General features: G+C 65.8%; 23 protein-coding genes, 1 tRNA gene and 1 pseudogene. 11 read left to right on the top strand and 14 right to left on the bottom strand.

Annotated features, from left to right (window positions below; translation table 11 throughout):
• Window positions 1-47: 47 nt before the first annotated feature.
• From CCX87_RS02035 to queA, 3 genes and pseudogenes are all read left to right on the top strand, one after another.
• Window positions 48-924 (top strand): annotated as a pseudogene (locus tag CCX87_RS02035) (DUF3391 domain-containing protein).
• 3 nt (window positions 925-927) lie between these two features.
• A complete protein-coding gene (locus CCX87_RS02030; protein WP_087743353.1) occupies window positions 928-1,890 on the top strand; it encodes a 1-phosphofructokinase family hexose kinase in 963 nt (320 codons plus the stop codon).
• Window positions 1,891-1,984: 94 nt separating this feature from the next.
• Entirely contained in the window at window positions 1,985-3,136 is a 1,152-nt protein-coding gene (gene queA / locus CCX87_RS02025; protein WP_087743351.1) for a tRNA preQ1(34) S-adenosylmethionine ribosyltransferase-isomerase QueA, read from the top strand.
• A gap of 148 nt (window positions 3,137-3,284) precedes the next feature.
• Here the strand turns inward: queA and CCX87_RS02020 are convergent, their stop codons facing one another.
• The 3 genes from CCX87_RS02020 to CCX87_RS02010 all read right to left on the bottom strand — a co-directional run bounded on the left by CCX87_RS02020 (window position 3,285) and on the right by CCX87_RS02010 (window position 6,658).
• Window positions 3,285-4,592 (bottom strand): DUF445 domain-containing protein, encoded by a 1,308-nt coding sequence (locus CCX87_RS02020; RefSeq protein ID WP_087748128.1) that lies wholly within the window; start codon window positions 4,590-4,592, stop codon window positions 3,285-3,287.
• Window positions 4,593-4,655: 63 nt separating this feature from the next.
• Window positions 4,656-5,795, bottom strand: a complete 1,140-nt coding sequence (locus CCX87_RS02015) for an aminotransferase class V-fold PLP-dependent enzyme (protein WP_087743349.1) — start codon at window positions 5,793-5,795, stop codon at window positions 4,656-4,658.
• A 146-nt stretch (window positions 5,796-5,941) separates the two neighbouring features.
• Window positions 5,942-6,658: a YggS family pyridoxal phosphate-dependent enzyme gene (locus tag CCX87_RS02010; RefSeq protein ID WP_087743347.1), complete on the bottom strand. Its 717-nt coding sequence runs from the start codon at window positions 6,656-6,658 to the stop codon at window positions 5,942-5,944.
• 37 nt (window positions 6,659-6,695) lie between these two features.
• Here CCX87_RS02010 and CCX87_RS02005 point away from each other — a divergent pair, with 37 nt between their 5' ends.
• The 4 genes from CCX87_RS02005 to CCX87_RS01990 all read left to right on the top strand — a co-directional run bounded on the left by CCX87_RS02005 (window position 6,696) and on the right by CCX87_RS01990 (window position 10,639).
• Entirely contained in the window at window positions 6,696-7,739 is a 1,044-nt protein-coding gene (locus CCX87_RS02005; RefSeq protein WP_087748127.1) for a type IV pilus twitching motility protein PilT, read from the top strand.
• 69 nt (window positions 7,740-7,808) lie between these two features.
• Window positions 7,809-8,444, top strand: a complete 636-nt coding sequence (locus CCX87_RS02000) for a cyclic nucleotide-binding domain-containing protein (RefSeq protein WP_087743345.1) — start codon at window positions 7,809-7,811, stop codon at window positions 8,442-8,444.
• 40 nt (window positions 8,445-8,484) lie between these two features.
• Complete coding sequence (locus tag CCX87_RS01995; RefSeq protein ID WP_087743344.1) at window positions 8,485-9,621, top strand: PilT/PilU family type 4a pilus ATPase; 1,137 nt, start codon at window positions 8,485-8,487, stop codon at window positions 9,619-9,621.
• Window positions 9,622-9,724: 103 nt separating this feature from the next.
• Window positions 9,725-10,639: an NAD(P)-dependent oxidoreductase gene (locus CCX87_RS01990; protein WP_087743342.1), complete on the top strand. Its 915-nt coding sequence runs from the start codon at window positions 9,725-9,727 to the stop codon at window positions 10,637-10,639.
• 60 nt (window positions 10,640-10,699) lie between these two features.
• On the opposite strand, the gene CCX87_RS01985 is transcribed toward CCX87_RS01990, so the two are convergent.
• From CCX87_RS01985 to CCX87_RS01975, 3 genes are all read right to left on the bottom strand, one after another.
• Window positions 10,700-11,359, bottom strand: a complete 660-nt coding sequence (locus CCX87_RS01985; protein ID WP_087743339.1) for a BON domain-containing protein — start codon at window positions 11,357-11,359, stop codon at window positions 10,700-10,702.
• On the bottom strand, window positions 11,356-11,955 hold the full coding sequence (locus CCX87_RS01980; protein WP_087743337.1) for an SIS domain-containing protein: 600 nt from the start codon (window positions 11,953-11,955) through the stop codon (window positions 11,356-11,358). The genes CCX87_RS01985 and CCX87_RS01980 overlap by 4 nt, the downstream gene beginning before the upstream one ends.
• A gap of 87 nt (window positions 11,956-12,042) precedes the next feature.
• Entirely contained in the window at window positions 12,043-12,459 is a 417-nt protein-coding gene (locus CCX87_RS01975) for a YraN family protein (RefSeq protein WP_087743335.1), read from the bottom strand.
• Here CCX87_RS01975 and rsmI point away from each other — a divergent pair.
• Complete coding sequence (rsmI, locus tag CCX87_RS01970) at window positions 12,459-13,388, top strand: 16S rRNA (cytidine(1402)-2'-O)-methyltransferase (protein WP_198314752.1); 930 nt, start codon at window positions 12,459-12,461, stop codon at window positions 13,386-13,388. The two genes, CCX87_RS01975 and rsmI, sit on opposite strands and share 1 nt — an antisense overlap.
• 120 nt (window positions 13,389-13,508) lie before the next feature.
• On the opposite strand, the gene CCX87_RS01965 is transcribed toward rsmI, so the two are convergent.
• Both CCX87_RS01965 and CCX87_RS01960 read right to left on the bottom strand, forming a co-directional pair.
• Window positions 13,509-14,444: a lysylphosphatidylglycerol synthase transmembrane domain-containing protein gene (locus CCX87_RS01965; RefSeq protein ID WP_087743334.1), complete on the bottom strand. Its 936-nt coding sequence runs from the start codon at window positions 14,442-14,444 to the stop codon at window positions 13,509-13,511.
• A complete protein-coding gene (locus tag CCX87_RS01960) occupies window positions 14,441-15,472 on the bottom strand; it encodes a glycosyltransferase family 2 protein (protein WP_087743332.1) in 1,032 nt (343 codons plus the stop codon). Before CCX87_RS01960 ends, CCX87_RS01965 begins: the two co-directional genes overlap by 4 nt.
• A 105-nt stretch (window positions 15,473-15,577) precedes the next feature.
• On the opposite strand from CCX87_RS01960, the gene CCX87_RS01955 reads away from it, so the two are divergent.
• On the top strand, window positions 15,578-17,092 hold the full coding sequence (locus CCX87_RS01955; protein WP_087743330.1) for an ArnT family glycosyltransferase: 1,515 nt from the start codon (window positions 15,578-15,580) through the stop codon (window positions 17,090-17,092).
• Window positions 17,093-17,125: 33 nt separating this feature from the next.
• Here CCX87_RS01955 and CCX87_RS01950 read toward each other — a convergent pair whose 3' ends face one another.
• A complete protein-coding gene (locus CCX87_RS01950) occupies window positions 17,126-18,382 on the bottom strand; it encodes an Hsp70 family protein (RefSeq protein ID WP_087743328.1) in 1,257 nt (418 codons plus the stop codon).
• Between the two features lie 508 nt (window positions 18,383-18,890).
• Between CCX87_RS01950 and CCX87_RS01945 the strand changes: the two genes are divergently transcribed.
• Window positions 18,891-19,400, top strand: coding sequence for a helix-turn-helix domain-containing protein (locus CCX87_RS01945; RefSeq protein WP_087743326.1), 510 nt, complete (start codon window positions 18,891-18,893; stop codon window positions 19,398-19,400).
• The gene (locus CCX87_RS01940; RefSeq protein WP_087743322.1) at window positions 19,400-20,722 is read left to right on the top strand and encodes a type II toxin-antitoxin system HipA family toxin; all 1,323 of its coding nucleotides are present in this window, start codon (window positions 19,400-19,402) and stop codon (window positions 20,720-20,722) included. Before CCX87_RS01945 ends, CCX87_RS01940 begins: the two co-directional genes overlap by 1 nt.
• A gap of 222 nt (window positions 20,723-20,944) precedes the next feature.
• Here the strand turns inward: CCX87_RS01940 and CCX87_RS01935 are convergent.
• The 5 genes from CCX87_RS01935 to rsmB form a co-directional block, all read right to left on the bottom strand.
• Window positions 20,945-21,020: transfer RNA gene (locus CCX87_RS01935), tRNA-Phe, on the bottom strand.
• Window positions 21,021-21,072: 52 nt separating this feature from the next.
• Window positions 21,073-21,750, bottom strand: a complete 678-nt coding sequence (locus CCX87_RS01930) for a response regulator (protein ID WP_087743320.1) — start codon at window positions 21,748-21,750, stop codon at window positions 21,073-21,075.
• 36 nt (window positions 21,751-21,786) lie between these two features.
• Complete coding sequence (locus tag CCX87_RS01925; RefSeq protein WP_087743318.1) at window positions 21,787-24,075, bottom strand: sensor histidine kinase; 2,289 nt, start codon at window positions 24,073-24,075, stop codon at window positions 21,787-21,789.
• Window positions 24,072-24,674: a DUF4390 domain-containing protein gene (locus tag CCX87_RS01920; RefSeq protein WP_198314751.1), complete on the bottom strand. Its 603-nt coding sequence runs from the start codon at window positions 24,672-24,674 to the stop codon at window positions 24,072-24,074. The genes CCX87_RS01925 and CCX87_RS01920 overlap by 4 nt, the downstream gene beginning before the upstream one ends.
• Window positions 24,675-24,681: 7 nt before the next feature.
• Window positions 24,682-26,010: a 16S rRNA (cytosine(967)-C(5))-methyltransferase RsmB gene (rsmB, locus tag CCX87_RS01915; protein WP_233135285.1), complete on the bottom strand. Its 1,329-nt coding sequence runs from the start codon at window positions 26,008-26,010 to the stop codon at window positions 24,682-24,684.
• Window positions 26,011-26,077: the final 67 nt, after the last annotated feature.

The raw sequence follows: 26,077 nt of genomic DNA, 5'->3' as shown, positions 1-26,077 counted from the left end.
TCACTCAGACTTTGTTACGACGGTCTTTCGCGTCCCGTGCGTCCGACATGCTCAAGCGCATCCAGATCCAACATCTCACCCTGGGCATGTACCTGCACGAACTGTGCGGCTCGTGGATGGAGCACCCGTTCTGGCGCGCCAAGTTCCTGCTGCAAGACCCCAAGGACCTGGCCCGCATCCAGGCCACATCCATCCACGAGTGCTGGATCGACACCGACAAAGGCGTGGACGTGGCACCGGGCACCGCCTCGGTCTCGCGCGCACAGGCCGATGCGCAATTCGAGACCGACTTCAGCCACCCCAAAGACCTGCCACCGCTGCAGATCAGCCTGCCATTGCCGCCGCGTCCCGCGCACAACCACGCCCCAACGGACATGGAAGGCGAACTGCAGTTGGCCGCATCCATCGGCATCCAGGCCAAAAAAGCTGTGGTATCGATGTTCAACGAAGCGCGCCTGGGCAAGGCAGTGGACACCGCCAGCGCCCAGCAGCTGGTGCAGGAAATCTCTGACTCGGTCACCCGCAACCCGGGCGCGCTGATCAGCCTGGCCCGCCTCAAGACGGCCGACGACTACACCTATATGCATTCGGTGACGACAAGCGCTGCTGGGACCCGGCGGCCATTTCGATGCGCGGCTGTTCCATGCCTTCGTCAAGATCATCGGCATCTACCCCGTGGGCTCGCTGGTGCGGCTAACTTCGGGCCGGATTGGCGTGGTGATGGAGCAGGCTCCGGCGGCGCTGACCACCCCGCTCGTCAAGGTGTTTTTCTCGACCAAGTCCGATCTGCGCATTCCGCCCGAACGGGTGAACCTGGCCGCCCCGGACTGCAACGAAAAGATTGTGGCACGCGAGGATCCGGAGAAATGGCGCTTTCCAGATCTGAACGAATTGTGGTCGGGCTTCTCCGACAAAGCCTGGTAGCCCATGCCCGCACTGATCACCCTCACCCCTAACCCCGCCCTCGACCTGGCGACCACCACCGACCGCGTGGCGCCCACGCACAAGCTGCGCTGCGGCCCCGTGCAGCGGTTTGCGGGCGGCGGCGGCATCAACGTGGCGCGGGTGCTGCACCGCCTGGGCAGCGACGTGCAGGCCTGGGCGCTGGCGGGCGGCGCCACCGGCGCGCAGGTGCGCCAGTTGCTGGCCGATGCGGGCGTGGCCACCGCCATCCAGCCCATTGCCGGCGACACGCGGGAGAACTTTTCGGTCGTCGAGACCGCCACCGGCCAGGAGTTTCGCTTTGTGCTGCCCGGCCCGACCCTGCAGACCACCGAATGGCAGGCCTGCCTGGAAGCCGTGGACGCCCTGGCCACACAGCCCAGCGCACCGCGCTGGTTGATTGCCAGCGGCAGTCTGCCGCCCGGTGTGCCACCGGATTTTTATGCCCGGCTCGCGCCCGGCGCACGCGCACGCGGTACGCGCCTGGTGGTGGATACCTCCGGCCTGCCGCTGGCGGCGGCACTGCAGGCCGGGGTCACGCTGGTCAAGCCCAGCCTGCGGGAATTGCGCGAAGTGCTGCAGCAGCCGCTGGAGCGCCCCGCCGACTGGTGCGCGGCCGCCCAGGCACTGGTGCACGCGGGCCAGGCAGAGATCGTGGCACTGTCCGTGGGCGAGCAAGGCGCCGTGCTGGCCACGCGCGAAGGGGTTTGGCAGGCCCCGGCCCTCAACGTGCCCGCCACCACTGGCACCACGGGCGCGGGCGACTGCTTTCTGGCCGCACTGGTCTGGGCGCTGGACCTCGGCGACGCGCCGCCCGAGGCCCTGCGCTGGGGCGTGGCCGCGGGCGCTGCCGCGCTGCTAGCCCCCGGCACGGCACTGGCCCAGGCCGCCGATGTGCAGCGGCTGGTGCGCAGCGTGCCCGCGCCGGTGGCGTTCACCTCCGATTGAAAGCACCGCGCCTGCAGGGCCTGCAGCCCCGTGGGACAATCGGCTCCTTCCGCAATTTTTACCTTGGCACGGGCCCGTTCGGCCCTCAAGCACGATGACTGATCTCTCCAGCGGCGCAGCCGGCGCCCCCGCAACACCCCGCACCTTCACCCTCAGCGACTTCGATTTTTCGCTGCCCCCCACCCTCATTGCCCAGCACCCCGCCGCCGAGCGCAGCGCCTCGCGCCTGCTCGACGGCCGTGCCATGCAGCCCGTGGACCGCATCTTTCGCGAGCTGCCCGGCCTGTTGCGCGAGGGCGACTTGCTGGTGTTCAACGACACGCGCGTGGTCAAGGCGCGCATCTTTGGCGAGAAGGCCAGCGGCGGCAAACTGGAACTGCTGATCGAACGCGTGCTGCCCGCCCAGGCGGGCCAGGACACGGGCGGCATGGGCAACGAAGTCGTGGCCCACATGAAGGTCAGCAAAAAACCCCAGCCCGGCAGCGTGGTGCACATGGCCGGTGGCCGCAAGGCAGGCGGCTTTGACGCGCAGCTGCTGGGCCGCTGGCCCACTGAAGACGGCCCGCTGTTCCGCTTTGCGCTGCACGGCCCGGCGGGCGAGTCGCCCTGGGAGCTGATGGACCGCCACGGCCACCTGCCGCTGCCGCCCTACATCGAACGCCAGCAAAACACCGACCACGACCCGGACGAGGCCGAGGACAGCCAGCGCTACCAAACCGTGTTTGCAAAGAACCCCGGCGCCGTGGCCGCGCCCACCGCCGCGCTGCACTTTGACGAAGGCGTGCTGGCCGACCTGGCCGCGCGCGGCATCGAGCGCGCCAGCGTCACGCTGCATGTGGGCGCGGGCACCTTCCAGCCCTGCAAGACCGAAAACCTGGCCGAGCACCAGATGCACAGCGAGTGGTACGAAGTGCCCCTGGCCACGCTGGCCGCGCTGGAGCGCTGCCGCCAGCGCGGCGGCCGCGTGGTGGCCGTGGGCACGACGACGGTGCGCACGCTCGAATCCTGGGCGCGCACGGGCCAGGCCACGGGCGACACCAATATCTTCATCACGCCGGGCTTTGGGTTTCAGGTGGTGGATGTGCTGATCACCAACTTTCACCTGCCCAAGAGCACGCTGATGATGCTGGTGAGTGCGTTTGCGGGCTACGCCCATGTGATGGGGCTGTACCGGCATGCGATTGCGCAGCAGTACCGGTTTTTTAGTTATGGGGATGCGATGCTGCTGGAGCGGGTTTCTGGGTGATTTTTGGCTCTAGCGCTTTCTGGTATTGCGCTAGCAGCTATTGTTTTCATAGTTCGCGCGGTACTTTGTTGGGACCGGAGGCCAGGTCTCGGCCCTCAGAACGATCTCAGCACAAACACCAGCACACCCGCAAAAAACCACCGCAAGCTCAGCCGGACATCACCGCCCGCCCAATATCCCCCGCGTGCGAAACCAGGTACAACACCAGCCCCACCAAGCCGCCGACCAAAGTGCCATTCACGCGGATGTACTGCAGATCCTTGCCAATATTCAACTCGATGAGCTGCGACAGCTCCTGCGCATCCCAGCGCTGCACCGTGTCCTGTATGTGCTGCGCGGCAAACTGCGCCACATCGGGTGCCAGTCCCTGCACCCAGCCTTCCAGCCGCATATTGAGCGACTGGCGCAGCGCCGCATCGCCCGCCAGCGAGCGGCCCAGCCACGCGCCCATGGCATGCACGTTGCGCGCCACGGCCGAGCGCTCATCGGCCAGGTCGCGCTGCAAGGCCGCGCGCATGCCTTGCCACAAGTCCTGCACATAGCGGCCCAGGGTGGCGTTGGTCTGCAGGTAGCGCCGGATCTCCTCGCCCTTGCGCGCCCAGTCCGGATCGGTCTGCAGCCGCTGCACCAGGCGCTGCACGGCGGCGTCGAACTGTTCGCGCAACTGGTGCTGCGGGTTCTGCGCCACGTCGGCCAGCAGGGCTTCGAGTGCGTTGGCGATCATGGCCGAGCCCTTGTCGCCCAGCCAGTCGGTGGGCAGCATTTTTTCCTTGAGCGGATGCTCTTTCTTGAGCCACTGCACGATGGTGGTGGCAATCAGGTGGCGCGTGCCCTCCTGTTGCAACACCATGATCAGCCGGCCCAATGCATCGTCGAGCAGCGCCTGGTGGCGCCCGTTGTGGGTGAGCGCCCCCAGCACCGTGGCCAGGGCGCCCGACAGGTCCACCCGCCCAATCAGGGTGCGCGCGGCCTTGCGGATGAAGCGCTCTACCTGCGCATCCTGCACGGTGTCGAGGGCAGCGCTGAGCAGCCGCGCCGCCTGCTGCCCCAGAAGGCGGGCGTTGTCGGCAGCACCCAGCCATTGGGCCAGCCGCAGCGCGGGGTCGTGGCGCCGCAGCAGCGCCACCAGCGATGGTGGGTCGAGAAACCGGTCGCGCACAAAGGCGGCCAGATTCACACCAATGCGGTCCTTGTTGCGGGGGATGACCGCCGTGTGCGCAATAGGCAGCCCCAGTGGCCGGCGAAACAGCGCCACCACCGCAAACCAGTCGGCCAGGGCGCCGACCATGGCGGCCTCGGCCATGGCTTTTACACAGTCGAGCAGCAAACCGCGCTCGACCATGCTGGTGGCCACGAACACCGCCGTCACCAGCAGCAACAGCGCGAGGGCTTGCCGCTTGGCTCGTCGCAAGCCAAGGACGGCGGAGTCAGAGGCCGGGGCGGCGCTTTTTTTCATGTCCATGCAAGCCCAAGAGCATGACTGCGGCACCCGCCTTGCATCACGGCCGGCGGGCAGGCGCTAGCCCGCAGCCGCCATCTGGTCCAGCGCCCGGGACAGATGGCCCACGGTGCGCTCCACGTTGTGCCATTTATCCAGGCCAAACAGGCCGATGCGGAAGGTCTTGAAGTCGAGCCCTTCGTCGCATTGCAGCGGCACGCCAGCGGCGGTCTGCAACCCCACCTGCGCAAACTTCTTGCCGCTCTGGATGCCGGGGTCGGTGGTGTAGCTCACCACCACGCCGGGCGCCTTGAAACCCTCGGCCGCCACGCTGGGGAAACCGCGCGATTCGAGCAGCGCGCGCACCGCAGCGCCCAGTGCGATCTGCTCGTCACGCACCTTGGCAAAGCCGTAGGCGCGGGCCTCGGCCATCACATCGCGCAGGCGCACCAGCCCATCGGTGGGCAGGGTGGTGTGGTAGGCGTGCTGGCCTTTTTCGTAGCCCTCGGCGATCTGCATCCACTTCTTGAGGTCGCACGAGAAGCTGCTGCTCGTGGTGCCATCGATCGCCTGGCGTGCGCGCTCGCTGAGCATCACCATGGCGCAGCAAGGCGAGCCGCTCCAGCCCTTTTGCGGGGCGGAAATCAGCACGTCCACACCCGTGGCCTGCATGTCCACCCACACCGCGCCCGATGCCACGCAGTCCAGCACAAACAGCGCGCCCACCTCGTGCGCGGCGGCGGTCAGCGTGCGGATGTAGCAGTCGCTCAAGATGATGCCGCTGGCCGTTTCCACATGGGGCGCGAACACCACCTTGGGCTTCTCGGCGCGGATGGCGGCTGCCACCTCGTCAGCCGGCGCCGGCGCCCAGGGCGCCTGCGGGCCGCTGCCCTGCTGGCGCGCCTTGCAGACCACGGCGCCGCCGCCCAGGCCTTTGTCGGCATCGAAAATCTGGCTCCAGCGGTAGCTGAACCAGCCGTTGCGCACGATCAGCACTTTTTGCTGGTTGGCGAACTGGCGCGCCACGGCCTCCATGCCGAAGGTGCCGCTGCCGGGCACGATCACGGCGGTGTGGGCGTGGTACACCTCTTTGAGCACGGCCAGGATGTCCTGCATCACGCCCGTGAAACGCTGGGACATGTGGTTGAGCGCGCGGTCGGTGTAGACCACCGAGAATTCGAGCAGGCCATCGGGGTCGATATCGGGCAGCAGTCCGGGCATGAGAGGTCTCCGTTGACGGTTTGTAAGGCTGCACACCGCCCCTTGGGCGGCACGCCAGAAAGTGCGCTAAATCAGCTTAGCACGGGCCACTATAAAAGCGCCCTACCGCACTTTCCAGGCCAGCGGCGCTGCTTTCTGGCACTCCATCAGGGCGCCGGGTAAGTCCGGCCGCCAAAGATGCCGGTGCCCACGCGCACCAGGGTGCTGCCCGCGTGGATGGCGGCCTCCAGGTCGGCGGTCATGCCCATGGACAGGGTGTCAAAGCCTTCGAGCCCGGGCTCGCCCAAGGCCGATATCTGGTCAAAAAGTGCTCTAGCGCTTTGGTGGATTGCCAGTTGCGCTTCGAAATCAGGAGCATGGTCGGGGATGCTCATCAGCCCGCGCACCCGCAGGCGTGGCAGTTTTGCCACAGCGCGCACCAGCGCCAGCGCGTCCGCCGGCGCCACGCCCGACTTGGTGGGGCCGCCGTCGATGTTCACCTGGATACATATTTGCAGGGGCGGCAGGTGGTCGGGGCGCTGGGCCGACAGGCGCTCGGCGGTCTTGAGCCGGTCCACCGTGTGCGCCCAGTCAAAGTGCTCGGCCACCAGGCGCGTCTTGTTGCTCTGGATGGGGCCAATGCAATGCCACTGCAGCGCGGGATCGAACGCCCGGCCCACTGCGGCGATCTTGTCCACGCCTTCCTGGACGTAGTTTTCACCAAACGCCCGCTGGCCCGCCGCAGCGGCCTGCACCACCGCATCAGCGCCAAAAGTTTTGGAAACGGCCAGCAGCGAGACACTGGCAGGGTCCCGGCCGGCAGCCACGCAGGCCTGCGCGATGCGGGTCCGAACCTTTTGGAGGTTGTTATCAATCGTGGTCATAATGAACAACAAGCGTATCAAAAGAGAGAGGGAACCCGTGGACATTACCCAGTTGCTCGCATTCAGCGTGAAGAACAAAGCTTCCGACCTGCACTTGTCCTCCGGGTTGCCGCCCATGATCCGGGTCCACGGCGATGTGCGGCGCATCAATGTGGATGCGCTGGACCACAAGACGGTGCACGCCATGGTGTACGACATCATGAGCGACTCGCAGCGCAAGACGTATGAAGAGTTTCTGGAGGTGGACTTCTCGTTTGAGATCGAAGGCCTGGCGCGCTTTCGCGTCAACGCCTTCAACCAGAACCGCGGCGCGGCCGCCGTGTTCCGCACCATTCCAAGCAAGATCCTCACGCTGGAACAGCTCAACGCCCCCAAGATCTTCGGCGACCTGGCCCTCAAACCGCGCGGCCTGGTGCTGGTGACCGGCCCCACGGGCTCGGGCAAGTCCACCACGCTGGCGGCCATGGTGAATTATCTGAACGAAACCGAATACGGCCACATCCTCACGGTGGAAGACCCGATCGAGTTCGTGCACGAATCCAAGAAGTGCCTGATCAACCAGCGCGAAGTGGGGCCCATGACGCTGTCGTTCGCGGCAGCCCTCAAATCCGCGCTGCGCGAAGACCCCGACGCCATTTTGGTGGGCGAAATGCGCGACCTGGAAACCATCCGCCTGGCCATGACCGCCGCCGAAACCGGCCACCTGGTGTTTGGCACGCTGCACACATCCAGCGCCGCCAAGACCATCGACCGGATCATCGACGTGTTCCCCGCCGAAGAAAAGGAAATGGTGCGCTCCATGCTGTCCGAATCGCTGCAGGCGGTGATCTCGCAGACGCTGTGCAAGCTCAAGGACGGCTCGGGCCGGGTGGCCGCGCACGAAATCATGCTGGGCACCAGCGCCATCCGCAACCTGATCCGCGAGTCCAAGGTGGCGCAGATGTATTCCACCATCCAGACCGGCAACAGCCTGGGCATGCAGACGCTGGACCAGAACCTCACCGATCTGGTGCGGCGCAACATCATCAGCCCCGCTGAAGCCCGCAGCAAGGCCAAGATTCCCGAAAATTTCCCCGGCTGATCGCGCCCCGTTGCAGCCCACACATCCTTCTGACAGAGCGGCAGCAGACGCCGCACATTGGAGCAAGTTATGAAAGGCATTCTCAGCCTTCTGCGCCGCAACACCCGCGGCACCAAGCCGCTGGAGGAGCACACCGACTCCGTGCTGTTCTCCACCGCCTTTGCCGGCCAGGGCGTGGATCCATCCATGCTCGTGCCCTGGGAGGCTCGTGCCGTGGAAGTGGCCGCCAAACGCCTGCCCCCCAGCCGCGGTGGCAAGCTGCTGCAGGCGTTGTGGTCCAAGGACAAATACATGGCCCACCTGGACAAGGATGCCGTGGAGCGCATGGAGCGCTTTTTTGAATTTACCGCCGTTGCAGCCAACCGCGACGTGATCCGGCAGGACGAATACGGCAACTTCATGGTGGTGCTGCTCACCGGCACCATCGCCGTGGACCGCCTTCAGCCCTGGGGCGAGCAACTGCGCCTGGCCGAGACCCGGCCCGGCGACATTCTGGGCGAAATGTCGCTGCTCGACAGCGGCATCCGCTTTTCGGCGTGCACCACCCTCACCGACTGCGAGATCGCTGTGTTGAGCGCGGAAGCCCTGGACCAGATGATGGCCGAAGACCCCCAATTGGCAGCCAGCCTGGTGGCGCTGCTGGCGCGCAAGCTGTCGCTGCGCCTGCGGGCCGTGAGCGCCCGGCTGAGCGACCACCAGAAATGAACACCCGTCCTGCAGACAAAGCCCCACGGAAGGATCTCTGATGGAACGCGATCAGGCCAGTAAATTCATCAACGATCTGCTCAAGCTGATGGTGAGCCGCAATGGCAGCGACTTGTTCATCACGGCAGAGTTTCCGCCCGCCATCAAGGTCGATGGCAAGGTGACCAAGGTATCGCCCCAGCCGCTCACGCCCAACCACACCCTGACGCTGGCCCGCGCCATCATGAGCGACAAGCAGGTGGCAGACTTCGAGCGCACCAAGGAATCCAATTTCGCCATCTCACCGGCCGGCATCGGGCGCTTTCGCGTGAACGCATTCATCCAGCAGGGCAAGGTCGGCATGGTGCTGCGCACGATTCCGCTCACGTTGCCCACCATTGACGGTCTGGGCGTGCCGCAGGTCCTCAAGGAAGTGACGATGACCAAGCGCGGCCTGTGCATCCTGGTGGGCGCCACGGGCTCGGGCAAGTCCACCACGCTCGCGGCCATGGTGGACTGGCGCAACGAAAACTCGTTCGGCCACATCATCACGGTGGAAGACCCGGTCGAATTCGTGCACCCGCACAAGAACTGCGTGGTGACGCAGCGCGAAGTGGGGCTCGATACCGACAGCTGGGAAGCGGCCCTCAAGAACACGCTGCGCCAGGCGCCCGACGTGATCCTGATGGGCGAAATCCGCGACCGCGAGACCATGGAACATGCCGTGGCCTTTGCCGAAACCGGCCACCTGTGCCTGGCCACGCTGCACGCCAACAGCGCCAACCAGGCGCTGGACCGCATCATCAACTTCTTCCCCGAAGAGCGCCGCGCCCAACTGCTGATGGACCTGTCGCTCAACCTGCGCGCCATGGTGTCGCAGCGCCTCATCCCCAAGCAGGACGGCAAGGGCCGGGCTGCGGCGGTGGAGGTGATGCTCAACACCCCGCTGATCGCCGACCTGATCTTCAAGGGCGAAGTCGCCGAGATCAAGGAAGTCATGAAAAAGAGCCGCAACCTGGGCATGCAGACCTTCGACCAGGCGCTGTTCGATGCCTACGAGGCCAATGTGATCAGCTACGAAGATGCGCTACGCAACGCCGACTCGCTCAACGACCTGCGTCTGCAGATCAAGCTCAACAGCCAGCGCGCCAAGTCGCCCGACCTGGCCTCGGGCACCGAGCATTTCGCGATTGTCTAGCCGAGGTCCGCCACCTGCATTGATTTGCTTTTCATGACCGCTGGAAGCCCGCCCCGTTGGGCGGGCTTTCTTTTTCCTCTACCCACTTTTTTCCTTCGCTCCCATGCCAAGCACCAACCCTCGCAGCTACGACACAACCCCTTCGCGCAAGGTCGCCTTTCTGGGCTTGGGCGTGATGGGCTACCCCATGGCCGGCCACCTCGCGCTGGCGGGCCATGAGGTCACGGTGTACAACCGAACTACTACAAAATCAATAGCATGGTGTGCAGAGTACGCAAGCACCAAAGCCCCAAAACATGCCGCAACGCCACGCGAGGCAGCGGCGGGTGCGGACATGGTTTTCTGCTGCGTGGGCAACGACGATGACCTGCGCTCGGTGACGCTCGGCGCCGACGGCGCGTTTGCCGGCATGCGGCCGGGCGCGATCTTTGTGGACCACACCACAGCATCGGCCGAAGTGGCGCGGGAGCTGTATGCCGCCGCGCGCGCACTGGGGCTGCAGTTTGTCGATGCGCCTGTGTCCGGCGGCCAGGCCGGGGCACAAAACGGCATGCTCACAGTGATGTGCGGCGGGGACCAGGCCGCGTTTGACGCCGCCCAGCCCGTGGCCATGGCGTTCTCACGGGCGTTCACGCTGCTGGGTGCCAGCGGCTCGGGGCAACTGGCCAAGATGGTCAACCAAATCTGCATCGCGGGCCTGGTGCAAGGCCTGTCCGAAGCGGTGGCCTTTGGCCAGAACGCCGGGCTGGACATGAAGCAGGTGCTGGACGTGATTGGCAAAGGCGCGGCGCAAAGCTGGCAGATGGACAACCGCGGCAAGACCATGGTGGACGGCCAATTCGATTTCGGTTTTGCCGTGGACTGGATGCGCAAGGACCTGGGCCTGGTGCTGGACGAAGCCCGCCGCAATGGCTCGCGCGTGCCGGTGACCGCGCTGGTGGACCAGTTCTATGCCGATGTGCAGAAGATGGGTGGCAACCGCTGGGACACGTCCAGCCTGGTCAAGCGCCTGCGCTGAAACTGACCCAAAAACGGCGCAGCGGGGATGCCCGCAGCGCCGCATGCCGTCATGCAGGCCTCATTGGCCTGGTGACGCGGGGTTGTCGGTGGTCACAGTCGGGGGCGGCTGGGTGCTGTTGCGGCGCAGATCGTCTTCCGTGACGATCTCGAACACCCGCACCACCTTGGTCACACCGCTCACGCCACGGGCAATTTCGGTGCCACGGGCAGCCTCGCGCGCGGTGGCCATCCCCATGAGATAGACCGCGCCGCGCTCGGTCACCACCTTGAAGGCGCTGGACGTAATGTCTTTGGCATCCACCAGGCTCGCACGCACCTTGCCGGAGATCAGGACATCGTTGGAGCGCTGGCCCAGCGTGCTGCCAGGCATCACCGCCAGATCGTTCACGACCGAGCGCACATTGTTCACGCCCGCCACGATCTGCTCCACCGTGGCCCGGTCTTGCGCCGTGGGCACCTCGCCGGTCAGCAAAACCTGGCGGTTGTAGCTGGTGACGTTGACATGGGCCCGGTCGCCCAGCACCTCGCGGATGCGGTTGGCCGCACGCAGCTCGATGCCTTCGTCTTCCACCTGGGTGCCGGTGGTGCGGCGGTCTGCGGCCATCATGCCGCCCATCACCGCCCCGCCAACCACCAGAGGAGCGCAGGCGGACAGGCCTGCGGCCAGCGCAACGGCGGCCAGCAGGGTGCAGGCGGTACGGTTCATGGTCAGCTTCATAGCGGTATTTCCTGTTCTCCAAGTAATTGGGCATCCACGCCGTCGCACAGGCAGTGCAACACCAACGCATGGACCTCGCGCACCCGCGCGGCGCGGTCGTGCGGCACACCGATCAGCACATCGGTCTCGCGCACCATGGTGGCCAGCTGGCCGCCGGTGCGGCCGCTGAGGATCACCACCGTCATGTCGCGCTCGTGCGCTGCCTCGGTGGCGGCAATCAGGTTGGCATCGTTGCCGGTGACGGACAGTGCCAGCAAGACATCGCCCGCCTGGCCGAGCGCGCGCACCTGGCGGGCAAACTGCTGGGCCACGTCGCTGCCGCCGCCGGCCCCCGTGAGCAGGGTGCTGTCAGAGGTCAGCGCCAGCGCGGCCAGCTCGGGCCGGTCCCGCTCGAATCCCGCCACGCAGAAGGCCGCAAACTGCAGCGCCTCGGCGGCCGAAGGGCCATTGCCACAGGCCAGCACCTTGCCGCCGCTGGTTACGCAGGCCAATATGGCCTGCACGGCAGCGGCGATGGGCGCGCTGAGGGCTTGCGCGGCCTGGTATTTCAGGTCGGCGCTGTCGATGAAGTGCTGTTGGATGCGTTGCTCTAGCATGGAGGCCCGATGATACCCGCGGGTTGTTATAGGTTTTGTAGCAAACCGTAGTCGCCGGCTTGGCGTACCCGGCTTTTGTGCCCCGCCTTACTGGGCGTCGAAAGCGGCCTGGAGCCACTGCACCGAAGCCTGCACCAGCACCACGTCAAAACGGCACGGCGGCGGCGCGGGCATGCGCAGCAGGTAATGGCGCGCCGCAAACACGATGCGCCGCTGCTTGACGGCGCCAATGCTGGCACCGGCCCCACCAAAGGCATTGCTGGCGCGGCTGCGCACCTCGACAAACACCACGGTGCCGTCCCGGTCGCGCATCACCAGATCGATCTCGCCCCCGCCGCGCCCGGGCGTCCGATAATTGCGCACCAGCAGCTTCAGGCCTGCGGCCTGCAAACAGGCCAGCGCCTGGTCTTCGGCCGCATCGCCCCGCTGCCGCGTGGTGCGGCCGCTGGCGGCATCAGCGCCCCCTGGGCGGGCACTGGATAGCATTTTTCCAAGGAAATTCATTGAGCGCATCTTTCGCATCTGCCTTGAACGCCGCACGCGATGCGGCGGCTGCACAGCATTATCCGCAGGGCACGCTGTATGTCGTGGCCACGCCGATTGGCAACCTGGCCGACATCACCCTGCGCGCGCTGCATGTGCTGCAGCTGGCCGACGCCATTGCCTGCGAGGACACGCGCCACACCCAGGCGCTGCTGCGCGCCTATGGCATCGACAAGACCAGCGCGCAACTGCTGGCCGTGCACCAGCACAACGAGGCCGAAGCCGCACTGGCCGTGGTGCAGCGGCTGCAGCAGGGCCAGCGCGTGGCCTATGTCAGTGACGCGGGCACGCCGGGCGTCAGCGACCCCGGCGCGCGCCTGGTGGCCGCCGTGCACGCGGCCGGCCTGCGCGCCCTGCCGCTGCCGGGCGCCAGCAGCATCACCACGGCCCTGAGCGTGGCCGGCGCCGTGGCGCACAGCACGGACAGCGGCGGCTTTCTTTTTGCGGGTTTTCTGCCGGTAAAAAATGCCGAGCGCGCCACGGCCGTGCAGCAGCTCGCCAGCGAGCCCCGCTGCGTGGTGCTGCTCGAAGCCCCGCACCGCATCGAGGACCTGGCCGGCGCCCTGGCCGTGTTGGGCGAGCGCCCGGTGACGCTGGCGCGCGAGCTCACCAAGCAGTTCGAGGAGATCTCCACGCACCCTGCGCAGGATCTGGCGCGCTGGCTGGCGGGCGCCCCGCAGCGGGTGAAGGGGGAATTCGTCGTGCTGCTGCACCCGCTGCTGGCCCCACCGGAAGATGGCGCCGACGCACAGCGCGTGCTGCGCCTGCTGCTGGGCGAGTTGCCGACCAAGACGGCCGTCAAGCTGGCCGCCGACATCACGGGCGCGCCGCGCAATGCGCTGTATGCGCAGGCACTGCAAATCCGCCAGGACGAGGGCCCCGCAGATTGACGCCCGGCGGGGCACAGCCTGCGGCGGCACCATATTGAACCAAACAGGCCTCTAGCGCTTACCCAGCAAGCGCAAGCAGCTATCATTTCGATACCAAACCAGCTGAAGCGTACAGCCCCCTCACCGCGGTGCGCCGCGCGGCAAGCCCAGGGCCAGCGCCCCCAAGGCGCCCTGCGCCAGTCCATAGAGGCCATAGACCATCCCCACGCCCACGGCGGCCGGCGCTGCCACGCCAAAGGGTGCCAGCGCGGCCACGGCGGCGGCCTCGCGCGTGCCCCAGCCGCCCACGCTCAGGGGCAGCGCGGCCATCAGAAACACGGGGGCCATCGCCCAGGCCCACACGGGCGCCGGCAGGACCACGCCCAGCGCCATGCCGCCCGCGGCCAGCGCCGCCGCCGACAGCACCTGCACCGCAGCCGAGGCCAGCGCCTGCCCCACCCACTGGCGGCGAAAGTCCGGCCGTGCCACCGCCAACCGCAGCGGCACCAGCCAACCGCCCTGCCACCGGCGCGGAGCCCAACGCAGCAGCACCGGCAGCGCCCAGGGCAGCGCCAGCCACAGCAGCGTGCCCGCCAGCATCAGCCCGGCGAAAACGTCCGGCGGCAGGCGCAGCCAGGGGGCCAGCACATCGGCACAGGCGGCCGCGCCCAGGCCGCCGATGGCGCACAGCATCCACAGGCCGCTGGCGCGATCGAGCACGACCGACCAGCCGGCCGCCGCCGTGTCCTGCCCGGCGCGGCGCAGCGCCATGGCACGGTACACATCGCCGCCCACCACGGCGCCCGGCAACAGCGCGTTGAGCCCCATGGCCTGGAAGTACCAGCGGCAGGCGTCCAGCCAGCCCACCTCGGCCCCCAGCCAGCGCGCGAGCGCGCGCCAGCGCAATGCCGACACAATGTTGGATGCCATGGCGGCCAGCAGCCCCACCAGCAGCCACCCGGGCTGCGCCTGGCGCAGCTGCGCCAGCACCCGCGCCGGATCGGTCAGCGCCACAATCAGGCCGAGCAAAAGCAGCCCCAGCAGGCCGCGCAGCAGGGCTTTATAGGAGCGCTTCACGCTACCTTATTAATAGCATCTTGCGCTGTCAACACGTCGGCTTCAGCCCGATTGGATCTATTTTCTGGCACATATTCCTGCGCATGGAACTGCGCCGCGCCCCCGGCTTCGTGGTACACGCGCATCAGCAGCTCGCCGATCAGCCCGGCAGCGATCATTTGCACGCCCATCAGCACCAGCATCACACCGGCCAGCAGCAGCGGGCGGCCGCCAATGTCTTCGCCCAGCAGTTTTTGCACCAGCAGCCAGGTCAGGATCAGCCCCCCCGGCGCGGCCAGCCACATCCCCAAGCCGCCGAAGGCGTGCAATGGCCGCTGGCGGTAGCGCATGAAAAAGACGATGAGGATCAGGTCCAGGATGACGCGGAAGGTGCGGTCGATGCCGTAGTTGGACACGCCGCGCGTGCGGGCATGGTGGCGCACCGGCACCTCGGTGATGCGCGCGCCCACGTCTTTGGCCAGCGAGGGGATGAAGCGGTGCAGCTCGCCATACAGCCGTATGCGGTCGATGATGGGACGGCGGTAGGCCTTGAGCGCGCAGCCATAGTCGTGCAGGTGCACGCCGGTGGTGCGCGAGATGATGCGGTTGGCGATGCGCGAGGGCAGCTTGCGCGACAGTTCGGCATCCTGCCGGTCTTTGCGCCAGCCGCTGACCATGTCCACGCCGGGGTCGGTTTCCAGACGCTCCAGCAGCAGCGGAATATCGTCCGGCTCGTTTTGCAGGTCGGCGTCCAGCGTCACCACATAGCGCCCGCGCACGCGATCAAAGCCCGCCTGCAGTGCGCTGGACTGGCCGTAGTTGCGCGCCAGGAACACCGGGCGCAGCCACGGTCGCGTGGCGGCAAGCTCGCGCAGCTTGTCCGCGCTGCCATCGCGCGAACCGTCATCCACCGCCAGCAATTCAAAGCCGAGCGGCTGCGCGGACATGGCATGGGCGATGCGCTCCACGAGATCGGGCAGGTTCTCGACCTCGTTGTAGATGGGCACGACGATCGATACATCGGGCGCGGAAGGGGGGGCGGTGGTCATGGGAGCAACAAACTGTAGCGAAATAATGGATACGATTGTGCCTTGAGCGCCCCCATGCACCGGGGAAACCGTCCCCCCGGCCGCTGCCCCCTTATCACTCGTTTCATGACCACCCCCACTGCGCCCCGCGCGTTTTCGTCAGCCCCTGTATGGGCGCACCCCCTGTTCTGGCTGGCATTTTTTGCGTTGGCGCACATTGTGGTGCGCGTGGCAGCCTCGCCCGCACTCAAGTGGGACGAGGCCGAGCAGATGCTTTGGACCCAGCAGCTGTCCATGGGCTACGGCTCCCAGCCACCGCTGTACACCTGGCTGCAGTGGCTGGTGAACCAGGTTGTGGGGCCCAGCGTGCTGTCGCTGTCGGTGCTCAAGCATTCGCTGCTGGCGCTGACCTATGCGTTCATGTACCTGGCAGCCCGCGAAGTGCTTGACGAGCGCGGTGCCTTCTGGGCATCGGCCAGCATGCTGCTGATGCCCCCCCTGGGCTGGTATTCGGTGCGCGACCAGACCCACACCGTATTGGTTACAGCGATGGTCTGCGCCGCCTGGTGGCTGCTGCTGCGCATTGTGCGCAAGCCGCGAGCACTGGACTTTGCCCTGCTGGGGTTGGTGTGCGGACTGGGCATGCTGGCCAAGTACAGCTTCGCGATGGTGGCGGTGGCCATGCTGTTGGCGGCACTGTCGGTTCGCACGACACGGATCGCCCTCCTGTCCCATGGCTGGTGGTGGGCTCCAATCGTCGGACTGCTGGTGGTGCTGCCCCATGCGGTCTGGCTGTTTTCGCACCTGGGCGAGGCCACGGCGGAAACGATCGACAAAATGAATATCCAGCCAGAAGTTGGCTGGGGCCAGGGCTTTTTGAGCCTTGTCGAAGGTGTGGCCGGCTCGCTGCTGCTGTGGGTAGTGATCGCGCTGTGGGCCTTTCGGGCGAACTGGTGGCGTACACCCGTTGCGCCCGCCTCCCCTGCGATCCATCAAGTGCTCCTGCGCTTTCTGATGCTGGTCATGCTGGCGCTGGCGGGCATGGTGCTGTTTGCGGGTGTCACGAGTTTCAAAGGCCGCTGGATACTGCCGCTGCTGTGCGTGGCGCCCCTGGCCGCGTTTGCAGCGCGGCCCCGGCTGCAGCAAGATCCGCGTGGTGGACGCTATTCGGTTGCGATCTTCGGCATAGCGGTCATCCTCCTCGTTGCGGCCGGCGTGCGCCCTTGGTTCAGCGGGCTGCGCGGCCAGGTGGATGAGCTCAACCACCCCACCGTCGAGTTAGCCCAGGAACTGCGCAAGGCAGGCTACGACGGGCTGGGCACGATCGTGGCGTCGGACCACATGTTGGCGGGCATGCTGCGCGTGCGCTTTCCCCAGGCCTTGGTGGATACCTGCATATCCGCCAAGAACGGCCTCCCGCAATGCGTGGCGGACCACGCCGAACGCAGCAGGCAGGCCGGCAAGGGGCTGCTGCTGGTCTCGCGCGCAGACCGCATCGTTCCCGACTGGTGGGAGCAGGCACTTTCGCGCGTTGCACCGCAACCGGTGCGCTTTATCGACCTGCCCTTTCGCATGGTGCGCGAGGGCACCCCTGCGGCGCACTACGGCTACGTCTGGTACACCCCGGCACAACGGCCTTGAGCACCGCACGGGGATAGGCGCACACGGGTACGGTCATGGGGCGGCCACCGCCAACCCCGCTGCGACGCCGCCAAACAGATCGCCCTCGACCTGGGGCGTGTCAGGGAACGCCGCACGCAGCGCCTGGCGCAGCGGACGCAACGCCGACGACCCTCCGGTGAGGTAGATGGCCTGCAAATCATGAGGCGCCAGCCCGGCCTGCTGCAGGCACTCGCTGGCGCAGGCCACCACCTGATGCAACGGCCCGGCAAGGTGGCGGGCCAGGCCTTCGGAGGTAACCAGCGCCCCCAGCCCCGGCTCGATCCAGTCCAGCGCCATCGGTGCATCCACGCCCCCCACCGACGCTGCGATCTTGGCCTGCTCCACCGTGTTGGCCAGGCGATGCCCCAGGCGCTGGTGCAGCACCGCCATCAGCCGATCGTGCAGCACCGGCTGCGCGTAGTCGGGTCGCAGGGCCTGTGCGTCGCGCAGCGCCCGTGGCGCATACAGCCACTGGATCAGGTGCCATGTCGCCAGATCAAAGAACACGCGGCTGGGCACCTCGCGCCCCGAAGGCCCGGTGTGGCCCAGGCCCAGCAGCGGCATCAGCAGCGCCAGGCTGAGGCGCCGATCAAAGTCGGTGCCTCCGACATGCACGCCTGTGGTGGCCAGAATGTCGCTGGCGCGATCAGGGCGGGCCCTGCGCTCCGGCCCCAGGCGCACCACGGTGAAATCAGAGGTGCCGCCGCCAATGTCCACCACCAGCACCAGCGATTCGCGCTCGATGCGCTGCTCATAGTCCAGCGCCGCGGCAATGGGCTCAAGCTGGAATGCTATGTTCACAAACCCCGCGTCCTGCGCCGCCTGTCGCAAGGCGTCCTCGGCCTGCTGGTCGCGCGCGGCATCACCATCCACAAAATGCACGGGGCGCCCCAGCAACACCCGCCCCGGCATGCCGCCCAGCGTGTCACGCGCCTGCTGGGCCAGCATGCGCAGGAACAGGCTGATGATGTCCTGGTAGCTCACCAACGCGTTGTGTACGGCCGTCTTGTCCTGCAGCAGCGAACTGCCCAGCAGGCTTTTGAGCGAGCGCATGAGCCGCCCCTCGGTGCCGGCCAGATACTGCCCCACCGCGTCGCGCCCATAGTGGGTGCAATGGTCTTCGGCATTGAAGAACAGCGCCGTCGGCAAGGTGTTGTTCTCGCCCTCCAGGCGCAGCATGCGTGCAGGCGAATCCCCCTGGCGCACGGCCATCGCCGAGTTGGAGGTGCCAAAGTCAATGCCCAGGGTGGTGTCCGTCAGAAATGCCATCGTGAAAAATAGGGGAGATAAGACCGGGGATAAGACCAGGAATAAGACCGGGACGACATGCCACACCGAAATATACGGCTCGACGAAACCATCAAGCATCGCCGCGGCACGGGAGCGCATCCACGCCTGTGCAGACAGGGCACGCCAATAGGAAAAGCCCTTGATTCTTTCAAATCAAGGGCTTTTGTTTGGTGGCCTGGGACTGGATCGAAAGATCCTTCGCAACCCGCGCCAGCACTAGCTTTTCCCTGACTGTCCTAGTTCCTGGGTACACCTCTGGGTACACCAGACCAGTAGCAGCGCTTCGATTCCGATTTGGAACCTGATCGCTGTTTCGAATTATCCCACTTCACAGGATTGAAGGCACTCCCTCAGGGCCGTTGCACTGCTGACGTGTCGCGCACAAACATTGGCAATCCCCGATATACGACATTCATACACCAAAGCAAGTATCTTGCAGAAACTGGATTTAGAATATATATTGGCATTTCCCGATAGAGAACATCGCATGGACTTCCCGATCCACCTGACCAGCCAGCTTCGCGAGCACCTGCGCGCGCTCAGGAAAGCGCGCGGCCTGACCCAGGCCGCGCTCGGGCGGCTGCTCGGCGTGGGACAGGCCCGCATCGCCGAGATCGAAAGCAACCCTGGCGCCGTGAGCGTCGACCAGTTAATGAAGGTGCTCTCGGCGCTGCGCGCGTCCCTGTTGTTGAGGGATGACGTGATCGACGTGACCGCGAATCAACCGGATGCGACCGCCTCGCCCCCCTCCCCTCCTGCGAGCAACCCCCGCAAGCCGGCCAAGCAACCGTCGGTCAACATCCCACCGACGGGTCAGTGGCGCATGCAGCCCTTGACTGGCAGCGGCCGGCACCAGGCGGCATCGGTTCTCGCAAGCCGCAGTGATGCGAAGACCCCATCGGACGCGCAAGCGCTGCGGGACGCGAACCCGAACTCGGATGTCACACCGACATCCAGGCGCAACTTCGTCATCCGGCCCAAGAAAGGCTCTTGGTAATGGTGGCGCTCAACGCGTGGATGAATGGCGAATTCGTCGGAGCCTGGCAGGTCAACCGCGGAGCTCACAGCTTTTCGTACGCCCCGTCATGGCTGGAGTCCGAGAAGTCCCGACCGCTGTCCCTGTCGCTACCGCTCACCCGTACCCTGGAGGTCAAGGGGGAGGTCGTTGCGAACTACTTCGACAATCTGCTGCCCGACAACGAGCGAATCCGCGAGCGCATCGGCCGGCGATTCAAGACCAGGACACTCGATGCCTTCGCCTTGCTGGAGGCCATTGGCCGTGACTGCGTCGGCGCAGTGCAGTTGCTTCCGGAAGGAACGACGCCTGACGGATGGAACCGCGTGGCATGCGAGCCCCTCACTGATGAGCAGGTCGCGGCCGCACTTCGCGCCGTGCCCGACGACCCGGTCGCGCACCACATCGACGAGGCTCCGCCGTTCCGAATTTCCCTGGCGGGAGCCCAGGAAAAGACCGCCTTCGTGCGGGTCAACGGGCAGTGGTGCAGCCCCGTCGGAGCCACTCCGAGCACCCACATCTTCAAGCTTCCGCTCGGCGTGATCGCCAACACGACCCGAGTGAACATGTTCGACTCCGTCGAGAACGAATGGCTTTGCGCGCAGATCATCCAGGCGCTCGGCCTGCCCATGGCACACACCGAGATGGCCACGTTCGGCGACCAGCGCGCCCTGATCGTGGAGCGCTTCGACCGCGAATGGATGGACGATGGAAAGTGGATCGCCCGACTTCCTCAGGAAGACTTCTGCCAGGCGCTGGGCCTGCCTCCGCGCCTGAAATACGAAGGCGATGGCGGACCATCCACCGCCGCAGGGCTCACGCTGCTGGCCGGGAGCGCGGATGCAGAGACGGACCGGATGGCCTTCCAACTCGTCCAGTTGGCCTTCTGGCTCATGGCGGCACCCGATGGCCACGCCAAGAACTTCTCGATCTTTCTGCGCCAAGGCAATGTCTATGAAATGACGCCTTTGTACGACGTCCTGTCCGTATGGCCCTACATGGGCAGGAGCCGGGGACAACTGCACATGCGAGACGTGCGCTTGGCGATGGCACTGCGTTCGAAGAACACGCACTACGAGATCCACACCATCCGTGCCCGCCACTGGCACGACCTGGCCATGAAGAACGGCGGCCCCCTGGTCTGGGAAGCGATGCTGGGCCTGGCCGATGGTGCCGCGCAGGCCCTCGACGCCGTCGAGGCGCAGTTGCCCCAGGGGTTTCCTGAACGCATCTGGGAGCCGATCTCGAAAGGCATGCGGAGCCAGGCGGAGAAGTTCCTCTCAGAGGCGGCCAACCTCTCCTGACGAGGACGCGGCGCTGCCGCCTTGATCTGAAGCTCGTTGAGTTGCCCCATGGTGCACCCAAAATCGACTGCGATTGAAAAGCAGTCTGGGGTACACCGTTGGGTACACGCAAGAACAGGACTTTATGGGATTCAGCGATACCGCTTGAGCCGCCTTTTTGATGCTAAGCACTTGATCCACAAGGACTTCTGAGCTGACTTTGGATCTACTGAGAAAGAAAGATGGTGGCCTGGGACGGAATCGAACCGCCGACACAAGGATTTTCAATCCTCTGCTCTACCGACTGAGCTACCGGGCCTGAGCCTCGAATTATAACCAGAATTTTGCACAAAGAAACCAACAGCACCAGATTAACCGCGTTTTCCTCGACCGAGATCTACGCCCAGTTGCCGCAGCTTGCGGTAGAGATGCGTGCGCTCCAGCCCGGTTTTTTCTGCGACGCGGGTCATCGAACCACCTTCACGGGCCAGATGGAATTCAAAGTAGGCTTTTTCAAAGCCATCGCGGGCTTCGCGCAAGGGGCGATCCAGATCGAACCCCTGGTGGGAATGGGGCTCGACCTCTCCATCCATCGCGGCGGCAATGATCGGCGCGGGCATAAAACCACCATCGGCGGGCATCGCTGCGGGCTGATGGGTGGCCACGGGGGCCGTCTGTTGGGCGGCTTTGCGCGCCAACCCCTGCTCCACCGCCTTGAGCAGTTTTTGCAGGGTGATGGGTTTTTCCAGAAACGAGAAGGCGCCGATCCGGGTGGCCTCCACAGCGGTGTCGATGGTGGCGTGTCCGCTCATCATGATGACGGGCATGGTGAGCATGCCGGCCGTGGCCCATTCTTTCAAGAGCGATACGCCATCGGTGTCCGGCATCCAGATGTCCAACAGCACCAGGTCGTACACACCCGTGGCACGCGCCGCGCGCGCCTGTGTCGCGTTCTCGGCAAGGTCTACGCTGTGCCCCTCGTCATTCAGAATTTCCGACAAGAGGTCACGAATGCCGAGTTCGTCATCAACCACCAGAATGTTTGCCATGTGTATGAAGCGCCTTGGATGCTGCAGTGGGTGTTGTTATGACGCCACCGATGGGTATGTGGCGAATGATAACGACACTTGCGCCCCCTGCACTACGCCGTCGTCAACCCGGTTTGACAGCTCAATGCGCGCGCCGTGCTCATCGGCGATCTTTTTCACCACGGCCAACCCCAATCCCGTGCCCCGGGGCTTGGTGGTCACATAGGGCTCAAACGCGCGCTGAAGGATGTGCGCGGGGAAGCCCGGGCCGCTGTCGGCCACGGTCAGGCGTACGCGGCGCGATGACTCGCTCCAGCGCGTGCTGATGCGCACGGGCGGCAATGCGCTACCGTCCGCACGGGCCTGCTCTGTGGCGTCCTGGGCGTTTTGCAGCAGGTTGTGCACCACTTGGCGCAGTTGCTGGGCGTCGCCGGCAATCGGCAGGCAACGCGCGTCCAGCTCGGATTCCACGGGCACGGTGGCGTTTTCTGCCCCATACAGATAGAGCACATCAGTCACCAGCGCGTTGAGGTCCAGCGCCTGCAATTCGGCGGCGGGCAGGCGTGCATAGTCGCGGAACTCGTTGACGAGCCGCTTCATCGCATCGACCTGTTCGACGATTGTTCTGACCGACTTGGTCAGAATGGCCTGCTCCGGCGCCGGCAACTTGCCGGTGAGCTTCATTTCAAGGCGCTCGGCAGACAACTGGACGGGCGTGAGGGGGTTCTTGATTTCATGGGCCAGGCGCCGCGCCACCTCGCCCCAGGCCTGCGCCCGCTGGGCCGAAACAATTTCTGAAATGTCGTCAAAGACCAACAACCGCGATGCATCCGGAAGCTCGGCCCCCCGTATGACCAGGCTGGTTGCATGGTGCGCCGCTCCACTGGGGGAGCCATGCAGCTCAAAGGGCTGCTGCCAATGGTCCAGACCGTGGTGGTGCTGATCGCCCAGGAATTCGTCGAACTGCTTTTGCACTGCTGCGGCAAAAGCGGCCATGCCCGGCACCGCTGTGAGTGGCTTGCCCGCGTAGGCCGCCATGGGAGCGCGCAGGATGCGCGTGGCACCAGGGTTGAAGGACAGGATGAGGCCCTGCGGGTCCAGCACCATCACGCCTGCCGTGAGGTTGTCCAAAATAGTCTGCAGCTTGGCCCGCGCAGCATCCACCTCGCCCATGCTCTGCTCCACCGCGCCCTGCGCGTCGGCAATCTGCTGGGTCATGGTGGCAAAGGAACGGGTGAGGCCGTCGAGTTCATCCTTGCCCTGCAAGGCGGCCTTGGGACCTAGATTGCCGGCCGCCACCTCCCGCACCCCTTCGGCCAGCACCAGCAGCGGCCGCACCAGCTGGTTGCCCAGCAACACTGCCAGCAAAACTGCGCCAAACACGGCCAAAAACAAGCCCAGCGTCAATGTGCCCACATACATGCGGCGCAGGCCCTCGCGGGCCAGTGCACGCTCCTGGTATTCCCGATTGGCCTCCTGCACCGCAAGGGCATTGGCCACCAGCGCCGGGGGCAATGGCATCGTGACCTGCAAAAACCGCGGCTCCAGCAGCAGCCCCACGCTGGGGCTGGCAACCAGGGCAAACACCTTCACCCTGGCGTTTTGCGTGACGGCAGGGTCGGCGAGGTCGTCCAGCCCCTCGATCTGGGCCAGGGTGCGCTGCTGGCGCACCATGCGCAGCTGGGCTGTGCCGGGGCGCTCCGGACTCAGGCTGAAACGCGACTGGCCGGCGCTGGCCACGGCATGGCCTGCGGCGTTCCACAGGACCACGTCGGTGGCCGAAAGCTGGTCGCGGATGCGCTCGAGCACCAGCCCGGCTGCGGCATCGGGAACCTGGGCCAGCTGCACACTGGCAGCCCGCGCCTTGCTGGCCATGTCTTCGGCCATGGAATCAAGGGACACGCGCGCCAGGTTCACCCCCGCCACCAGCGCGCCCTCCACCTTGACGTCAAACCAGCTTTCTATGGAGCGCGTAACAAATTGGTAGGACACCACATAAATCAGCAAACCGGGCAGCAGGCCGACCAGCGCAAAGATGGCGGCCAGCTTGACCAGCAGGCGGCTGCCAAAGCGCCCACGCCGCAGGCGCACAACCAGTCGCACGCCCACCCACGCCAGCACGGCCAACAGCAACACCGCCACCAGCACGTTGACCCCGAACAGCCACGCGTAGTTGCGCTCGTAAAGCGCCCGGTTGTTGGTGGCCAGCGTCAGCATGAAGAGCAGCACCATGCCGATGGCCGACATGATGGCGGCCCCGACACCGACGGTCCAGCGCACGGCGCGCGATTGCCGCGCCAGTGTCTGGGCCGTTGCTGGTTCGCCGGTGGGTTGGCGCTTGCTCACCGCGCAGCCTCCGGCATCAGCCACTGGTTGCGCGTGACCGCGAGGCTCCAGCCCGCGCTGCCGACGGCACCAATCTGCAGCGGGCGGGGTAGCTGCGACATGTCCAGCCGGAACCGAAAGTTCACCTTGTGCACCGCATCTGCATCGATTTCATCGGCATTCGCGATCTTCCAGCGCGAAATTCGTTGCATGGCAGACACCGCATCGCGCAGGTCGTCAAAGTTCTGCCCCAGCACCACCCCCAGGCCGGTGTTGGAGATGGGTGAGGTCGACGTGCTCAGGCGCCAGCGGCGCGTCAGCGGCTGATAACTCAGGCGTAAATGGCGGGTGGCGGTGGCCACTTGGCGGTCGGACCAATACCAGCGCTCCCGCAGTACCTGGGCTTCGGCCACAAAAAACATGGGAATGCCCTTGTAGAGGGCGTCTTCGGCCAGTTCGGGCAGTGCAAATTGCAGGGTGGCGCTCAGATACACACCGTCGTCGGCCCGTTCCAGGCGCAGATCCGCTACTTCGCTGGCAGGCGATTGCGCCTGTGCCCACACCGGCCAGGCCAGCACCAGCAGCCATGCCATCACCCAAACGAAGACGGAGCGAGCCATGCGGCGCTCACCCGGGTGCTTTATGCAACAGTGCGTAAAAAAATCCGTCATGCTCACCCGGTGCATTGTCCGGGACAGCTCCGAGATTATTCACATGGCCAGGCATTAAATGCCCTGGCGATGGCAGCAACCGGGCATCGGTGTTGTGCGCAAGAAACGTTTGAACCTGCGCATCACCCTCGGCGCGGAACACCGAACAGGTGCAATACAGTAGCCGGCCACCGGGCCGCACCAGCGGCCACAAGGCCGCCAGCAGGCGCGCCTGCTGGGTGGCCAGCTGGGCAATGTCGGTTTCGCGGCGCAACCAGCGCACATCCGGATGGCGGCGAACGATGCCGGACGCGGTGCAGGGGGCGTCGAGCAGCACCGCATCGAACAATTCGCCGGCGCAGGCCTGCTGCCACCAGTCCTGCGGCCGTCCTGCGTCGGCCACCAGCACCTGTGCGTGCAAACCGAGGCGCTCCAGGGTTTCGTGGATGCGCGCGCTGCGCACCGCGTCCACCTCCAGGGCGGTCACCTGCATGGCACTGGAGGTGCCCGCATATTCCAGCAGATGGGCCGTCTTGCCGCCCGGCGCCGCGCAGGCATCCAGCACCCGCAGCGGCTGCGTGAGGTCAAGCCCCTGCAGCAACAAAGGGGCTGCCTGCTGCGCGGCCGCGTCCTGCACCGAAACCATCCCTTGGGCAAATCCAGGCAACTCCGTGACCGGCAGGGGCTGCCGCAAAATCAAACCGCTTTCACCGACCACCGCCGAATCAATATTCATAGCAGCTAGCGCTTGCTGGTATTGGGCTATCGTGCCTTTTAATGCATTAATGCGCAAAACCATGGGCGCTTGGGCATTGTTGGCCTGCAGGATCTGCTCCCAGTGCGCTGGGTGGTCTTTTTGCAGCTTTTTCACCCACCACAGCGGGTGATTCCAGCGCGCCACGGGGTCGGCATCCGTTGCCGCAACCAGCGCTTCGCGCTCGCGCAGGAAGCGGCGCAGGCAGGCATTGATGAACGACGCCTGTGCACGCATGGCGACGCTGCGCTTGGCCGCCTCAACGGCCTGGTTGACCAGGGTGAATGGCTCGTAAGACGCCGTTTCTGAATCCCACGACAGCGCCAATGCCGTGCACAACAGCGCATCGGCAGCGGGCGGCGGCGTGCGCGACACCAGCTGGCGCCGCAGCGCCTCGGCGCGGCCCAACGCACGCAACACCTGAAACAGCAGCGACTGCACACCCGGTCGCAAGCCCGCATCCACGGCGGCCAGCGCCGCCGTGCCCGACTGTCCGGCGCGAATGGCCTGCAACGCCGCAGCAACGCTTGCGAGCTGCTGCCACAGCGCAATCCCGGCCGTTTTGTGCGAATCCGCGCTGCGCTCTGCCGGCACGAAAGCCCGGCTACTTGCCCCAGCC

The organism is Acidovorax sp. T1, assembly GCF_002176815.1.
In the GTDB taxonomy this organism is placed as follows: domain Bacteria; phylum Pseudomonadota; class Gammaproteobacteria; order Burkholderiales; family Burkholderiaceae_C; genus Acidovorax.
This window is presented reverse-complemented; position numbering and strand designations above follow the sequence as displayed.

Bases quoted from the DNA above. Each gene is read 5' to 3' on its own strand.
- CCX87_RS01960 (WP_087743332.1), bottom strand. From the start codon at position 15,472: ATGACCACCGCCCCCCCTTCCGCGCCCGATGTATCGATCGTCGTGCCC.
- CCX87_RS02010 (WP_087743347.1), bottom strand. From the start codon at position 6,658: ATGACCACGATTGATAACAACCTCCAAAAGGTTCGGACCCGCATCGCG.
- CCX87_RS01950 (WP_087743328.1), bottom strand. From the start codon at position 18,382: ATGGCATTTCTGACGGACACCACCCTGGGCATTGACTTTGGCACCTCC.
- queA (WP_087743351.1), top strand. From the start codon at position 1,985: ATGACTGATCTCTCCAGCGGCGCAGCCGGCGCCCCCGCAACACCCCGC.
- CCX87_RS01980 (WP_087743337.1), bottom strand. From the start codon at position 11,955: ATGCTAGAGCAACGCATCCAACAGCACTTCATCGACAGCGCCGACCTG.
- CCX87_RS01945 (WP_087743326.1), top strand. From the start codon at position 18,891: ATGGACTTCCCGATCCACCTGACCAGCCAGCTTCGCGAGCACCTGCGC.
- CCX87_RS01995 (WP_087743344.1), top strand. From the start codon at position 8,485: ATGGAACGCGATCAGGCCAGTAAATTCATCAACGATCTGCTCAAGCTG.
- CCX87_RS02030 (WP_087743353.1), top strand. From the start codon at position 928: ATGCCCGCACTGATCACCCTCACCCCTAACCCCGCCCTCGACCTGGCG.
- CCX87_RS01930 (WP_087743320.1), bottom strand. From the start codon at position 21,750: ATGGCAAACATTCTGGTGGTTGATGACGAACTCGGCATTCGTGACCTC.
- CCX87_RS01975 (WP_087743335.1), bottom strand. From the start codon at position 12,459: ATGAATTTCCTTGGAAAAATGCTATCCAGTGCCCGCCCAGGGGGCGCT.
- CCX87_RS01940 (WP_087743322.1), top strand. From the start codon at position 19,400: ATGGTGGCGCTCAACGCGTGGATGAATGGCGAATTCGTCGGAGCCTGG.
- CCX87_RS01990 (WP_087743342.1), top strand. From the start codon at position 9,725: ATGCCAAGCACCAACCCTCGCAGCTACGACACAACCCCTTCGCGCAAG.
- CCX87_RS02020 (WP_087748128.1), bottom strand. From the start codon at position 4,592: ATGAAAAAAAGCGCCGCCCCGGCCTCTGACTCCGCCGTCCTTGGCTTG.
- CCX87_RS01985 (WP_087743339.1), bottom strand. From the start codon at position 11,359: ATGAAGCTGACCATGAACCGTACCGCCTGCACCCTGCTGGCCGCCGTT.
- CCX87_RS01955 (WP_087743330.1), top strand. From the start codon at position 15,578: ATGACCACCCCCACTGCGCCCCGCGCGTTTTCGTCAGCCCCTGTATGG.
- CCX87_RS02015 (WP_087743349.1), bottom strand. From the start codon at position 5,795: ATGCCCGGACTGCTGCCCGATATCGACCCCGATGGCCTGCTCGAATTC.
- CCX87_RS01920 (WP_198314751.1), bottom strand. From the start codon at position 24,674: ATGGCTCGCTCCGTCTTCGTTTGGGTGATGGCATGGCTGCTGGTGCTG.
- CCX87_RS02000 (WP_087743345.1), top strand. From the start codon at position 7,809: ATGAAAGGCATTCTCAGCCTTCTGCGCCGCAACACCCGCGGCACCAAG.